23 protein-coding genes are annotated in these 13,930 nt (G+C 48.2%); 5 read left to right on the forward strand and 18 right to left on the reverse strand.

Annotated elements, in window-relative coordinates:
• Positions 1-22: 22 nt before the first annotated feature.
• The 5 genes from GE278_19330 to mscL all read left to right on the forward strand — a co-directional run bounded on the left by GE278_19330 (position 23) and on the right by mscL (position 4,835).
• Positions 23-535, forward strand: a complete 513-nt coding sequence (locus tag GE278_19330; protein ID QLK62768.1) for a peptide deformylase — start codon at positions 23-25, stop codon at positions 533-535.
• Positions 536-560: 25 nt separating this feature from the next.
• Positions 561-1,496 carry a methionyl-tRNA formyltransferase gene (locus GE278_19335; protein QLK62769.1) on the forward strand — a complete coding sequence of 312 codons (936 nt, stop codon included), beginning with the start codon at positions 561-563 and terminating at the stop codon, positions 1,494-1,496.
• Positions 1,497-1,570: 74 nt separating this feature from the next.
• Positions 1,571-2,860 (forward strand): 16S rRNA (cytosine(967)-C(5))-methyltransferase RsmB, encoded by a 1,290-nt coding sequence (gene rsmB / locus GE278_19340; protein ID QLK62770.1) that lies wholly within the window; start codon positions 1,571-1,573, stop codon positions 2,858-2,860.
• A 59-nt stretch (positions 2,861-2,919) separates the two neighbouring features.
• On the forward strand, positions 2,920-4,296 hold the full coding sequence (trkA, locus tag GE278_19345) for a Trk system potassium transporter TrkA (GenBank protein QLK62771.1): 1,377 nt from the start codon (positions 2,920-2,922) through the stop codon (positions 4,294-4,296).
• A 122-nt stretch (positions 4,297-4,418) separates the two neighbouring features.
• On the forward strand, positions 4,419-4,835 hold the full coding sequence (gene mscL / locus GE278_19350; GenBank protein QLK62772.1) for a large-conductance mechanosensitive channel protein MscL: 417 nt from the start codon (positions 4,419-4,421) through the stop codon (positions 4,833-4,835).
• Positions 4,836-4,840: 5 nt separating this feature from the next.
• Here mscL and arfA read toward each other — a convergent pair whose 3' ends face one another.
• The 18 genes from arfA to rplE form a co-directional block, all read right to left on the reverse strand.
• Complete coding sequence (arfA, locus tag GE278_19355; GenBank protein ID QLK62773.1) at positions 4,841-5,065, reverse strand: ribosome alternative rescue factor ArfA; 225 nt, start codon at positions 5,063-5,065, stop codon at positions 4,841-4,843.
• Positions 5,066-5,146: 81 nt separating this feature from the next.
• The gene (gene zntR, locus GE278_19360; GenBank protein ID QLK62774.1) at positions 5,147-5,563 is read right to left on the reverse strand and encodes a Zn(2+)-responsive transcriptional regulator; all 417 of its coding nucleotides are present in this window, start codon (positions 5,561-5,563) and stop codon (positions 5,147-5,149) included.
• 2 nt (positions 5,564-5,565) lie between these two features.
• On the reverse strand, positions 5,566-5,934 hold the full coding sequence (locus tag GE278_19365; protein QLK62775.1) for a DUF1992 domain-containing protein: 369 nt from the start codon (positions 5,932-5,934) through the stop codon (positions 5,566-5,568).
• Positions 5,935-6,096: 162 nt separating this feature from the next.
• The gene (rplQ, locus tag GE278_19370) at positions 6,097-6,486 is read right to left on the reverse strand and encodes a 50S ribosomal protein L17 (protein ID QLK62776.1); all 390 of its coding nucleotides are present in this window, start codon (positions 6,484-6,486) and stop codon (positions 6,097-6,099) included.
• Positions 6,487-6,526: 40 nt separating this feature from the next.
• Complete coding sequence (gene rpoA, locus GE278_19375; protein ID QLK62777.1) at positions 6,527-7,516, reverse strand: DNA-directed RNA polymerase subunit alpha; 990 nt, start codon at positions 7,514-7,516, stop codon at positions 6,527-6,529.
• A 25-nt stretch (positions 7,517-7,541) separates the two neighbouring features.
• Positions 7,542-8,162 carry a 30S ribosomal protein S4 gene (gene rpsD / locus GE278_19380; protein ID QLK62778.1) on the reverse strand — a complete coding sequence of 207 codons (621 nt, stop codon included), beginning with the start codon at positions 8,160-8,162 and terminating at the stop codon, positions 7,542-7,544.
• Between the two features lie 30 nt (positions 8,163-8,192).
• On the reverse strand, positions 8,193-8,582 hold the full coding sequence (rpsK, locus tag GE278_19385) for a 30S ribosomal protein S11 (protein ID QLK62779.1): 390 nt from the start codon (positions 8,580-8,582) through the stop codon (positions 8,193-8,195).
• A gap of 17 nt (positions 8,583-8,599) precedes the next feature.
• Entirely contained in the window at positions 8,600-8,956 is a 357-nt protein-coding gene (gene rpsM, locus GE278_19390) for a 30S ribosomal protein S13 (GenBank protein ID QLK62780.1), read from the reverse strand.
• A 148-nt stretch (positions 8,957-9,104) separates the two neighbouring features.
• Positions 9,105-9,221, reverse strand: coding sequence for a 50S ribosomal protein L36 (gene rpmJ, locus GE278_19395; protein QLK62781.1), 117 nt, complete (start codon positions 9,219-9,221; stop codon positions 9,105-9,107).
• Between the two features lie 33 nt (positions 9,222-9,254).
• A complete protein-coding gene (gene secY / locus GE278_19400) occupies positions 9,255-10,586 on the reverse strand; it encodes a preprotein translocase subunit SecY (protein ID QLK62782.1) in 1,332 nt (443 codons plus the stop codon).
• A gap of 7 nt (positions 10,587-10,593) precedes the next feature.
• A complete protein-coding gene (gene rplO, locus GE278_19405; GenBank protein ID QLK62783.1) occupies positions 10,594-11,028 on the reverse strand; it encodes a 50S ribosomal protein L15 in 435 nt (144 codons plus the stop codon).
• 3 nt (positions 11,029-11,031) lie between these two features.
• Positions 11,032-11,211: a 50S ribosomal protein L30 gene (gene rpmD, locus GE278_19410; protein ID QLK62784.1), complete on the reverse strand. Its 180-nt coding sequence runs from the start codon at positions 11,209-11,211 to the stop codon at positions 11,032-11,034.
• A gap of 6 nt (positions 11,212-11,217) precedes the next feature.
• Positions 11,218-11,718, reverse strand: coding sequence for a 30S ribosomal protein S5 (rpsE, locus tag GE278_19415; protein QLK62785.1), 501 nt, complete (start codon positions 11,716-11,718; stop codon positions 11,218-11,220).
• A gap of 14 nt (positions 11,719-11,732) precedes the next feature.
• Positions 11,733-12,086, reverse strand: a complete 354-nt coding sequence (rplR, locus tag GE278_19420; protein QLK62786.1) for a 50S ribosomal protein L18 — start codon at positions 12,084-12,086, stop codon at positions 11,733-11,735.
• A gap of 9 nt (positions 12,087-12,095) precedes the next feature.
• Positions 12,096-12,629: a 50S ribosomal protein L6 gene (gene rplF / locus GE278_19425; GenBank protein ID QLK62787.1), complete on the reverse strand. Its 534-nt coding sequence runs from the start codon at positions 12,627-12,629 to the stop codon at positions 12,096-12,098.
• A 13-nt stretch (positions 12,630-12,642) separates the two neighbouring features.
• Complete coding sequence (gene rpsH, locus GE278_19430; protein ID QLK62788.1) at positions 12,643-13,035, reverse strand: 30S ribosomal protein S8; 393 nt, start codon at positions 13,033-13,035, stop codon at positions 12,643-12,645.
• Between the two features lie 33 nt (positions 13,036-13,068).
• Entirely contained in the window at positions 13,069-13,374 is a 306-nt protein-coding gene (gene rpsN / locus GE278_19435; protein ID QLK62789.1) for a 30S ribosomal protein S14, read from the reverse strand.
• A gap of 13 nt (positions 13,375-13,387) precedes the next feature.
• Positions 13,388-13,927, reverse strand: a complete 540-nt coding sequence (gene rplE / locus GE278_19440; protein ID QLK62790.1) for a 50S ribosomal protein L5 — start codon at positions 13,925-13,927, stop codon at positions 13,388-13,390.
• Between the last annotated feature and the right edge of the window lie 3 nt (positions 13,928-13,930).

The raw sequence follows: 13,930 nt of genomic DNA on the forward strand, positions 1-13,930 counted from the left end.
TTGAATAAAGATCCAAAAAAATATGTCCGTATTACAGATATTACATTTCCCAGACGAGCGGCTTCGCATTACTGCAAAACCGGTCAAAGAAGTTGACGCCAAAATCCAGCAAATCGTGGATGATATGTTTGAAACGATGTATGCAGAGGAAGGCATTGGTTTGGCTGCGACTCAGGTCGACATCCATCAGCGCATAATCGTAATCGACGTGTCCGAAAACCGTGACGAACGTCTGGTTCTGATCAACCCTGAATTGCTGGAAAAAAGCGGTGAAACCGGGATTGAAGAAGGTTGCCTGTCTATCCCGGATCAACGCGCACTTGTTCCGCGTGCAGAGAAAGTGAAAATTCGCGCACTCGATCGCGAAGGTGAAAGCTTTGAGCTTGAAGCAGATGATCTGCTGGCCATTTGTATTCAACACGAAATGGATCATCTGGTTGGCGTATTGTTTGTGGATTACTTATCTCCACTGAAACGTCAGCGCATCCGTCAGAAAATGGAAAAGATGGCCAAGCTAAACGCCCGGGCTGACTAATATTCGTCAATTACAGGACACTTCTTTGCGGATTATATTTGCCGGTACCCCCGATTTTGCAGCGCGTCATCTTGACGCGCTTTTAACATCTGAACATCAGATTGTTGGTGTTTTTACACAGCCCGATCGCCCTGCAGGACGCGGAAATAAACTGACCGCGAGCCCTGTAAAAGTGCTGGCGGAGGCCAACAATATACCCGTCTTCCAGCCTAAATCTCTGCGCCCGGAAGAAAACCAGTCACTGGTTTCTGAATTAGAAGCAGATGTCATGGTGGTTGTCGCTTATGGGCTGATTCTGCCAAAAGCCGTGCTTGAAATGCCTAAACTGGGCTGCATCAATGTCCATGGGTCACTTTTGCCGCGTTGGCGTGGGGCTGCGCCTATTCAGCGTTCACTTTGGGCGGGTGATGCGAAAACCGGTATTACTATCATGCAAATGGACATAGGACTAGACACCGGTGACATGCTTCACAAGGTTGAGTGCGATATCCTGCCTGATGACACCAGTGCGTCGCTTTATAACAAACTAGCCGAGCTGGGGCCGTCAGGGATGCTTGATACACTGAAGCAACTGGCAAATGGCACTGCCCAACCAGAGGTTCAGGATGAAAAGCACGTTACTTATGCTGACAAACTCAGCAAAGAAGAGGCACGTTTGGACTGGTCGCTGTCCGCTGAGCAACTAGAACGTTGCATTCGCGCATTTAATCCCTGGCCCGTCAGCTTTTTCATGATTGATGATCAGCCGGTAAAAGTCTGGCAGGCAAAATGTTTACCTGATGAAAGTAGTGCGCTGCCGGGAACCATTATTGCCGCAGACAAAAAGGGGATTCAGATTGCAACCGCTAAAGGTGTTCTGAACATCACCCAACTACAACCATCGGGTAAAAAGGCAATGTCCGCTCAGGACTTGCTGAACTCTCGTCGTGAATGGTTTACCGCAGGCACCCGTATAGCCTGACCATTATGACTATGCCCGGCTTAATGTCGGGCTTATCTCCATGATAATGCTGACACTGGTCAGCTTCTTTGACTATGAAAACAGCCTATAATCTTCGAAGTATTGCAGCTCAAGCTATTAGCCAGGTGTTAGACAAAGGTTTGTCACTTTCCACCGTTCTGCCCGGTTTACAGAAAAATATCTCAGATAAAGACCGCGGGCTACTACAGGAACTCTGCTTCGGCACGCTCCGGGTATTACCTCAACTCGAATGGTGTTTGCAGCAGCTGATGGCGAAACCACTCACAGGTAAACAGCGAACCCTGCATTATTTGCTCATGGTCGGCTTATATCAGCTGATACATACACGCATCCCCGCCCACGCCGTTTTAGCGGAAACCGTTGATGGTGCCGTTGCACTTAAACGGCCGCAACTCAAAGGCCTGATCAACGGTGTTCTGCGTCAGTTCCAGCGGCAGCAGGAAGAATTACTTCTGCGAATGTCGAACAACGAAAGCCGTCATCTTCATCCGAGCTGGTTACTAAAACGTTTGAAAAAAGCCTATCCCACCGAATGGGAAAACATTGTTGATGCCAATAACCAAAGACCTCCGATGTGGCTGCGTGTTAATCGTCTGCATCATACCCGTGATGAATATTTGAATTTACTGAAGGAAGCACAGATTGAGGCGGTTCCGCATACAGAATATCGCGATGCACTGCGTCTTGTGACACCTTGTCAGGTGAATCTGCTCCCGGGATTCGCAGAGGGATGGGTAACTGTTCAGGATGCATCGGCACAAGGCAGCGTTGATCTCCTGGATCCTCAAGATGGCGAGATGATCCTCGATTTATGTTGTGCGCCGGGCGGAAAAACCACGCATATTTTGGAAGCGGCGCCGAAAGCACATGTATTAGCCGTAGATGTGGATGAACAACGCCTTAAACGTGTGCATGAGAATCTTCAGCGTCTGAAACTCAGTGCGGAAGTCAAACAGGGCGATGGCCGTGAGCCGCAGAGTTGGGCGGGTGACCGTACCTTCGATCGTATCCTGCTCGATGCACCGTGCTCTGCAACCGGCGTTATTCGTCGACATCCAGATATTAAATGGCTGCGCCGTGATAGTGATATTGCTGAACTGGCCAGATTGCAGAAAGAAATCCTGGAGGCCGTCTGGCCGCGTCTGAAAAGTCAGGGTGTGATGGTCTACGCCACCTGCTCGATTCTGCCTGAGGAGAACAGCGAGCAAATTGCTACATTTTTAGAAACGCATCCTGATGCGACGCTGGTCGAAACAGGTACAGCTGAAATACCAGGCCGGCAAAATCTTCCACACGCTGAAGATGGTGACGGTTTCTATTACGCTAAACTGATTAAAAGTTAAACGTCTGCATTAGCGTTTACTTCTCAGGCTGATACTTTTAAGGCAAAGCAGAGAGTTATATGAAAATAATCATTCTCGGCGCCGGGCAGGTTGGCGGAACACTCGCCGAAAACCTGGTAGGTGAAAACAACGATATAACCGTTGTAGATACCAATACAGTTCGTTTGCGTCAGCTTCAGGATAAGTTTGATCTACGTGTCGTACAGGGCCACGGTTCCCATCCTCGCGTTTTGCGTGAAGCTGGTGCGGAAGATGCTGATATGCTGGTTGCCGTCACCAATTCGGATGAAACCAATATGGTGGCCTGTCAGATAGCTTATTCGCTGTTTAACACCCCTAACCGTATTGCCCGAATTCGCTCGACAGAATATATCCGCGAGTCAGAGAAGCTTTTCCACCCTGAAGCCGTCCCTATCGACCATCTGATTTCTCCTGAGCAATTAGTCACTGACTATATCTACAAGCTGATTGAATATCCGGGTGCGCTTCAGGTGGTTAACTTCGCGGAGGGCAAAGTCAGTATTGCTGCTGTGAAAGCCTACTACGGTGGCCCACTAGTTGGGAATGCACTCTCATCAATGCGCGAACACATGCCTCACATTGAAACTCGAGTGGCCGCAATCTTCCGTCAGGAACGCCCTATTCGCCCTCAGGGTTCTACGATTATTGAAGCCGGTGATGAAGTATTCTTCGTCGCAGCATCTCAACATATTCGTGCCGTAATGAGTGAACTTCAGCGACTTGAGAAACCCTACAAACGTATCATGATTGTAGGCGGTGGCAACGTCGGAGCCGGTCTGGCTCAAAAACTTGAGAAAAATTACAGCGTAAAATTGATTGAACGCGATCAGCAACGCGCAGCCGAACTGGCGGAGCTTTTGCAAGATACCATCGTGTTCTACGGTGATGCTTCTGATCAGGAGCTGCTGGCTGAGGAGCACATCGAACAGGTCGATGTCTTCATTGCCATCACCAACGACGATGAGGCCAATATCATGTCAGCGATGCTGGCAAAACGTATGGGCGCGAAGAAAGCGATGGTATTAATCCAACGCAGTGCCTACGTCGATCTTGTTCAGGGAAGCGTCATCGATATTGCAATTTCGCCGCAGCAAGCCACCATCTCGGCATTGCTGGGCCATGTTAGAAAAGCTGACATTGTCAGTGTGTCATCATTGCGTCGCGGTGTTGCCGAGGCCATCGAAGCCATCGCTCATGGCGACGAAACGACATCTAAAGTTGTCGGCCGTACTGTCGAACAAATAAAGCTGCCACCCGGCACGACAATTGGAGCGATTGTACGTGGCAATGAAGTGATTATTGCTAACGGGAACAGCAGGATCCAACAAGGCGATCACGTAGTCATGTTCATAACTGATAAGAAGTTTGTAAGGGATGTAGAGCGTCTATTCCAGCCGAGTCCCTTCTTTTTATAAGGCATCAATGGGTATGATTTTTTGCATTAATTAGAGTTAAGAGGGTAAGTTTTGTAGCGAAGACGCTGCAAATGGTCTTTACTTTGTTTGACACAATTGTTGAATTTGCCAAGGAGAGTTTTATGAGTTTTATGAAAGAGTTTCGTGAGTTTGCCATGCGAGGCAACGTGGTTGACCTGGCCGTTGGTGTGATCATCGGTGCTGCTTTTGGTAAAATCGTATCATCGCTGGTCGCTGATATTATTATGCCCCCACTGGGTTTGCTGATTGGTGGGGTAGACTTTAAACAGTTTGCGTTAGTGCTAAGAGAAGCTCAGGGGAACGTACCTGCAGTTGTGATGCATTACGGTGTATTCATCCAGAATATTTTTGACTTCATCATCGTCGCGTTAGCGATCTTCTGCGCAATTACGTTCATGAATAAAATGCGCCGTAAAAAGGAAGATGTACCAGCTGCACCACCGAAGCCAACGGCTGAAGAAACACTCTTAGCAGAAATACGTGACTTATTGAAAGAACAACAGACACCGAAATTCTAATGAAATCAGTGTACTAAATGAGCTTGATTTAGGAAGGGCAGTGTTGAATACTCGAACGAACACTCAACACTGCCCTCCAGATAACTTCCTTTCCCATTCTTTTCTTTACGACGGTAACTGCCTTTCCCTTTCTGATTCTTTTCAATACGTTGCTTGAATAATGGGTCATGAAGTAGTGCTTGCAACGCATTGTCCTGAATTGTGCCTCTTTGGTGTTTATAGTTACTCATGAAATCCTCTATGTAAAAAAAGATAACTGCATAAAATACCAACGAATAATACTGTGTTCATCCCTTCTTCGAAAGCGGTTTTTATACCACCTTTCCTGCCCCATCCTCCAATGCTTCTAAAATAGAGCAGCTGATGCTGGAATGAGCTGAACCACAGCATGCCTTGCTCAATCTTTGTAAAGACTCACGCATCCGCATCAACTCCTTGAGTTTGAGTTCCACTTCTGCAAGCCGCTCCTCAACAATGGACTTCGACTCTTGACAAGTGTGGTGTGCAGGATCGATACGGATTGAAAGCAGCTCCTTTATTGCTTCGAGTGTAAAACCCGTCGATTTTGCATAACGAATAAAACGCAGTCTCTGAAGGTCGCTGTCATCATACTGGCGGTATCCAGAGCCATTACGCATCGTTGAACTCATCATTCCCTGTTTTTCATAGTAACGAATAGTGTCACTAGATACATTGGCGAGCCTGGCTAATTCCCCTATTTTGAACATAATTAATCACCTTTAAACTTCTTATTTAGCTCATCTTTGTAGTGGCCATCGAGAAAATCTGTACTAATGCTTGCCTGCTGCAGTCGCAATTTAAGAACTTTTAGCCTTTTATCAAGGACATAAAACTCAGGATTATCAGGCATTACGCTTTTCAGCATATGATCTAACTCGATAACTTCCTTCCTGTCTTGCAACTCAGGAGGTAAGTAGCCCGCATTTTTAAGAATACGATACGCAGCTCGTAGCTCTTCAGGGACACCGCTGTCGTCATCTAAAACCAGTGGTTTGCCCCTGCCAGCTAAGTTATCAAATTCACCGTTCTCACTGGCATCTTTTATGTATTTTTCAACCCATTGATCAATAAGAAACACAGCCAGGACCTCTGCAAAGCTTCTATGACTTATTCCGATAACATAGCGCGAATAGGAGATTTATTCTGGGTCGGGTAAGTATAGGGGATGCTGTAACTGGGGGAGGAAGAATTTTGGATGTAAAAAAACCGGGCAAGCCCGGTTTTTTCATGCATCTACAGATTATTCAGCAGTTGCTACTTCTGCTTTTGACTCTGCACGATCAACGAGCTCGATGTATGCCATCGGCGCATTGTCGCCTGCACGGAAGCCACACTTAAGAATACGAGTGTAACCACCGGCACGGCTCGCGAAACGCGGGCCCAGTTCATTAAACAGTTTTGCCACGATCTCGTTATCACGAGTACGGGCGAATGCCAGACGACGATTTGCAACGTTGTCGGTCTTGGCAAGAGTAATCAGCGGCTCAACAACGCGACGCAGCTCTTTCGCTTTCGGCAGGGTCGTCTTGATGATCTCATGACGAACCAAAGAGCCGGCCATGTTACGGAACATAGCCTGTCGGTGGCTGCTGTTACGGTTCAGTTGACGACCACTCTTACGATGGCGCATGACCTTATCCTTCTCAGTAAAACCTTAACCTGTGATCCGGTTACTCGTCAGCAATACTTGCTGGTGGCCAGTTTTCCAGGCGCATGCCTAGTGACAAACCACGGGACGCAAGTACGTCTTTGATCTCAGTAAGAGATTTTTTACCCAGGTTAGGTGTTTTAAGTAACTCAACCTCGGTACGCTGTACCAGATCACCGATGTAGTGGATTGCTTCTGCCTTAAGGCAGTTAGCAGAGCGGACAGTCAATTCCAGATCGTCAACAGGGCGCAGCAGGATTGGATCGAATTCCGGCTTCTCTTCTTTGACTTCCGGTTGACGTACATCACGTAAATCAACGAAAGCTTCAAGTTGTTCAGCAAGAATGGTTGCCGCTCGACGGATCGCCTCTTCAGGATCGATCGTGCCATTGGTTTCCATTTCGATAACCAGCTTGTCCAAATCGGTACGCTGTTCTACACGCGCTGCTTCAACATTGTAGGCAATTCGCTCTACAGGGCTGTAGCATGCATCTACTAACAGACGACCAATTGGGCGCTCATCTTCTTCCGAATGAATTCGGGCAGACGCCGGTACATAACCACGACCACGCTGAACTTTGATGCGCATGCTAATAGCTGCGTTCTCATCGGTCAGGTGGCAAATGACATGTTGCGGCTTGACGATTTCGACATCACCATCATGGGTAATGTCGGCTGCAGTCACAGGGCCAATGCCAGACTTATTCAGGGTAAGAATAACTTCATCTTTCCCTTGAACTCTCACCGCCAGCCCTTTCAGGTTGAGCAGGATTTCCAGGATATCTTCCTGTACGCCTTCTTTGGTGCTGTACTCATGCAGTACACCATCAATCTCAACCTCGGTCACCGCGCAACCCGGCATGGATGAAAGCAGAATACGGCGCAGTGCGTTGCCTAAAGTATGGCCAAAGCCACGTTCTAAAGGCTCAAGGGTCACCTTGGCGTGCGTCGAACTGACTTGCTCGATATCTACCAGGCGCGGTTTTAGAAACTCTGTCACAGAACCCTGCATTGTGTCCTCTCTTTGGTACTAAGCTTTACTTAGAGTAAAGCTCGACGATCAGGTGTTCGTTAATGTCGGAAGACAGATCAGTACGTTCAGGCATACGCTTGAACACACCTTCCATCTTAGCAGCATCAACTTCAAGCCAAGTCGGCTTTTCACGCTGTTCAGCCAACTCCAAAGCGGCCTTCACGCGAGATTGCTTTTTAGCTTTCTCTCGGATGCTGACAACGTCATTCGGAGATACCTGATAAGAAGCGATGTTAACAACGCGACCGTTTACCATGATAGCTTTGTGGCTAACTAACTGGCGCGATTCCGCACGAGTAGCGCCGAAGCCCATACGATAAACAACGTTGTCCAAACGACCTTCCAGGAGTTGCAACAGGTTTTCACCGGTGTTGCCTTTCAGGCGTGCTGCTTCTTTATAATAGTTACGGAACTGACGCTCGAGAACGCCGAAGATACGGCGAACTTTTTGCTTTTCACGTAACTGTACACCGTAATCAGACAGACGCGGTTTACGCGCACCATGCTGACCAGGAGCTTGTTCAATTTTACACTTGGTATCGATCGCGCGAACGCCAGATTTAAGGAATAAATCTGTGCCCTCACGACGGCTAAGCTTGAGCTTAGGACCCAAATATCTTGCCATTTTCTCTCTCCAACAAACCTAAAAGCAGCGTTATACGCGACGCTTTTTCGGCGGACGACAACCGTTATGAGGGATAGGAGTCACATCAGTAATATTAGTGATGCGGAAACCAGCCGCGTTTAACGCGCGGATAGTAGACTCACGACCAGGACCAGGTCCTTTAACCATAACTTCCAGATTCTTGATACCGTATTCTTTCACTGCATCTGCGCAGCGCTCTGCTGCAACCTGAGCTGCGAACGGAGTGGATTTACGAGAACCACGGAAACCGGAACCACCAGCTGTTGCCCAACCCAAAGCATTACCCTGACGATCGGTAATGGTAACAATGGTGTTGTTGAAAGAAGCATGGATATGAGCCACGCCGTCAGAGACTTGTTTTCTTACACGTTTACGTGTACGAACAGGTGCCTTTGCCATTTATTCAATCACCCCGATTATTTCTTGATCGGTTTACGCGGACCCTTACGGGTACGTGCGTTAGTCTTGGTACGCTGACCGCGTACTGGAAGACCACGACGATGACGCAAACCACGATAAGTTCCAAGGTCCATAAGACGCTTGATGCTCAGGGTGACTTCACGACGCAGATCACCTTCAACAATGAACTTGGCAACTTCGTCACGCAGTTTTTCGATTTGCTCTTCAGACAGCTCACTGATCTTAACATTTTCAGCAATACCGGATGCAGCACAGATAGACTGTGAGCGGGTTTTGCCGATGCCGTAGATCGAAGTTAATGCGATCACGGTATGTTTCTGATCAGGAATGTTAATGCCTGCTATACGGGCCACTATGCACTCCTACTATTTATATACGGCAACACCATTCTGAAAAGCCCGTTTTCAGGATACTCAAATAGTATTGCTGCTTACATACAAAAGATTGGCTGGCTAATCTAGCCAGCTCAACCCAACTTTGCAAGAAAAATATGCGAGATAATCAGCCTTGACGCTGTTTATGCTTCGGTTCTGCGCTGCAGATTACGCGAACGATACCGTTACGCTTAACAATTTTGCAGTTACGACATAATTTCTTGACGGAAGCACGAACTTTCATTTTTACTCTCCGTAACTTCTCAAACGCACCAGATTAGCGGTTATAGCCTTTCAGGTTTGCTTTCTTCAATGCAGACTCGTACTGACTTGACATCATCAGAGTTTGCACTTGAGCCATAAAGTCCATAATGACGACAACTACGATGAGTAATGAAGTACCACCAAAGTAGAATGGAACTTTCATCGCGTCACGCATGAACTCCGGGATAAGGCAGATGAAAGTAATATACATCGCACCGATTAAGGTTAAACGAGTCATTACTTTATCGATGTACTTCGCCGTTTGCTCTCCCGGACGAATTCCTGGTACAAATGCACCGGACTTCTTCAGGTTATCTGCTGTCTCACGCGGGTTAAACACCAACGCAGTATAAAAGAAACAGAAGAAGATGATTGCAGTCGCATAGAGTAACACATAAAGCGGTTGTCCAGGCTGCAAATACAGCGAAATCGTAGTCAGCCAGTTCCAACCAGTCCCGCCCCCAAACCATGATGCAATTGTGGCAGGGAACAGAATGATGCTGGAAGCAAAGATAGCAGGAATAACCCCAGCCATGTTCACTTTCAACGGTAAGTGCGTGCTCTGTGCTGCATAGACACGACGACCTTGTTGGCGTTTAGCGTAGTTAACGACGATACGACGTTGACCACGTTCAACAAACACCACAAAGAAAGTCACTGCAAACACTAAAACTGCAACCAACAGCAACAGAAGGAAGTGCAGGTCGCCTTGCCGAGCTTGTTCGATAGTATGGGCAACTGCTGGCGGGAGACCCGCTACGATACCTGCAAAGATAATGATTGAAATACCGTTACCGATACCTCGTTCAGTAATCTGCTCACCCAGCCACATCAGGAACATTGTCCCGGTAACCAAGCTCACAACTGCAGTAAAGTAGAACGCAAAGCCTGGATTTAACACCAGGCCCTGCATACCAGGCATGTTCGGAAGACCGGTAGCAATACCAATCGACTGAAACACTGCCAATACCAGCGTACCGTAACGGGTATACTGACTAATCTTACGACGGCCAGCTTCCCCTTCTTTCTTTATTTCTGCTAAAGCTGGATGAACCACCGTTAACAGCTGGATAATGATCGATGCCGAAATGTACGGCATGATCCCCAGAGCAAATATAGAAGCACGGCTAAGGGCGCCACCAGAGAACATGTTAAACATTTCAATGATGGTGCCTCTTTGCTGTTCGAGCAATTTGGCAAGTACAGTGGCATCAATACCAGGGATCGGAATAAAAGAGCCGATACGGAAAACAATCAGCGCACCGATAACAAACAAAAGTCTGCGCTTCAGTTCGCCTAGTCCACCCTTGGCACTTTGGAAATCTAACCCCGGTTGCTTAGCCATCTGCTACTTATTCCTCAATTTTACCGCCAGCAGCTTCGATAGCAACACGAGCGCCTTTGGTGACACGCAAACCACGCAGAGTTACCGCACGACCAACTTCGCCTGAAAGGATTACTTTCGCGAATTCGATCTGGATACCAACTACGTTAGCGGCTTTCAGCGCGTTCAGGTCGATCACGTCGCCTTCCACCAGAGCTAGTTCAGACAGACGTACTTCTGCCGTGATCATAGCTTTGCGGGAGGTGAAGCCGAATTTCGGCAAACGACGATATAAAGGCATCTGACCACCTTCAAAACCACGACGTACGCCACCGCCAGAACGTGAGTTCTGACCTTTGTGACCACGACCAGCGGTTTTACCCAGGCCAGAACCAATACCACGACCTACACGCTTAGGCGCTTGTTTGGCACCATCAGCCGGAGACAGAGTATTTAAACGCATCTCTTACTCCTCAACCTTAACCATGTAGGAAACCAGGTTGATCATACCGCGTACAGCAGGAGTATCCTCGCGCTCAACGGTGTGACCAATACGACGCAGACCCAGGCCCAGCAGAGTAGCTTTATGCTTCGGCAGACGGCCAATGGAACTGCGAGTTTGTGTAACTTTAATAGTCTTTGCCATGGTTAATTACCCCAGAATTTCTTCAACGGATTTACCACGCTTGGCAGCGACCATTTGTGGGGATTTCATATTTGCCAGAGCATCAATAGTTGCACGAACCACGTTGATCGGGTTTGTAGAACCATAAGCCTTAGCCAATACGTTATGAACCCCTGCAACTTCCAGGACGGCGCGCATTGCACCACCGGCGATAATACCGGTACCTTCGGAAGCCGGCTGCATGAACACACGGGAACCCGTATGAGCACCTTTAACAGGATGCTGCAGGGTGCCGCTGTTCAGCGCGACATTCATCATGTTGCGACGGGCTTTTTCCATCGCTTTCTGGATCGCTGCCGGAACTTCGCGTGCTTTGCCGTAGCCAAAACCAACGCGACCGTTACCATCACCAACTACTGTCAGTGCGGTAAAGCTGAAGATACGGCCACCTTTTACGGTTTTAGATACGCGGTTTACCGCGATCAGCTTTTCCTGCAGTTCGCCAGCTTGTTTTTCGATGTGAGCCATCTTAAACCTCTTCCTTAGAACTGAAGGCCAGCTTCACGGGCAGCATCTGCCAGTGCCTGGACTCGACCATGATATTGGAAACCGGAACGGTCAAAGGATACTTTCGTGATCCCTTTTTCCAATGCGCGTTCTGCGATAGCTTTACCTACAGCAGTGGCAGCATCTTTGTTGCCGGTATACTTCAGTTGCTCAGTAATAGTTTTTTCTACAGTAGATGCAGCAACTAATACTTCGGAACCGTTTGGTGCGATAACCTGTGCGTAAATATGACGCGGGGTACGATGTACCACCAGGCGAGTCGCACCCAATTCCTTGAGCTTGCGGCGTGCGCGGGTCGCACGACGGATACGAGCAGATTTCTTATCCATAGTGTTACCTTACTTCTTCTTAGCCTCTTTGGTACGCACGACTTCGTCGGCGTAACGGACACCCTTGCCTTTATAAGGCTCAGGACGACGGTAGGCACGTAAATCTGCAGCAACCTGACCAATGACTTGCTTATCAGCGCCTTTCAGCACGATTTCAGTCTGGGTCGGGCATTCTGCAGTAACGCCTTCCGGCAATTGGTGATCGACCGGGTGAGAGAAGCCTAAGGCTAAATTCACCACGTTGCCTTTAACAGCAGCACGATAACCAACACCTACCAATTGAAGCTTTTTAGTGAAGCCGTCGGTAACACCTATAACCATTGAGTTCAACAGTGCACGAGTAGTACCCGCTTGGGCCCATCCGTCTACAAAACCTTCGTTTGGACCGAAAGTCAGTGTATTTTCTTCCTGTTTAACAACAACGGCGTCATGGATAGTACGTGACAGCTCGCCGTTTTTACCCTTAATCGAAATAACCTGACCGTTGAGTTTTACCTCTACGCCGGCAGGAATGACGACGGGTGCTTTTGCAACACGAGACATGCTTTCCTCCCGATTAAGCTACGTAGCAGATAATCTCGCCACCAAGACCAGCCTGGCGAGCTGAACGATCAGTCATAACACCTTTAGAGGTAGAAATAACAGCGATACCCATACCGGCCATAACTTTTGGCAGCTCATCTTTTTTCTTGTAGATGCGCAGACCTGGACGGCTGATACGTTGAATGCTTTCTACCACAGCCTTGCCCTGGAAGTACTTCAGTACTAATTCCAGTTCAGGTTTGGCGTCGCCTTCGATTTTAAATTCTTCAATATAGCCTTCTTCCTTCAGCACGTTGGCAATAGCCACTTTCAGCTTGGAGGAAGGCATGGTGACCGCAACTTTGTTCGCGGCTTGACCGTTACGGATACGGGTCAGCATATCCGCGATCGGATCTTGCATGCTCATCTGTCTTTACTCCCGTGATTCAATTGGTGACAATTACCAGCTAGCCTTTTTAAGACCCGGAATTTCACCGCGCATAGCGGCTTCACGGACCTTAATACGGCTCAACCCGAACTTCCGCAGGAAAGCATGCGGACGACCAGTTTGACGGCAGCGGTTACGCTGACGAGACGGGCTGGAATCACGCGGCAGAGACTGCAGCTTAAGAACTGCATCCCAACGATCTTCGTCGGATGAGTTCACACCAGAGATAATAGCCTTCAATTCCTCGCGTTTAGCGCGGTATTTATCAGCCAGTTTTACGCGAACGACTTCGCGTGCTTTCATGGATTGCTTAGCCATTAGTAACCCTGCCTTACTTGCGGAACGGGAAGTTAAAGGCTGTCAGCAATGCACGGCCTTCATCATCGGATTTCGCAGTAGTGGTGATAGTAATATCTAAACCACGAACGCGATCGACTTTATCATAATCGATTTCCGGGAAGATGATCTGTTCACGCACGCCCATGCTGTAGTTACCACGACCATCGAAAGACTTAGCAGACAAGCCGCGGAAGTCACGAATACGTGGTACAGCAATGGAGACCAGACGCTCAAAGAACTCCCACATGCGTTCGCCGCGGAGGGTTACTTTACAGCCGATCGGATAGCCCTGACGGATTTTGAAGCCTGCAACTGATTTGCGTGCTTTGGTGATCAACGGTTTTTGACCGGAGATTGCTGCCAGGTCAGCTGCTGCGTTATCCAGCAGTTTCTTGTCAGCGATCGCTTCACCAACACCCATGTTCAGGGTGATCTTCTCGACCCGAGGGACTTGCATGACAGAATTGTAACCAAACTCAGCCATGAGTTTTTTTACGACATCGTCTTTGTAGTAATCATGCAGTTTCGCCATCGT

The organism is Enterobacteriaceae bacterium Kacie_13, assembly GCA_013457415.1.
In the GTDB taxonomy this organism is placed as follows: domain Bacteria; phylum Pseudomonadota; class Gammaproteobacteria; order Enterobacterales; family Enterobacteriaceae; genus Rahnella.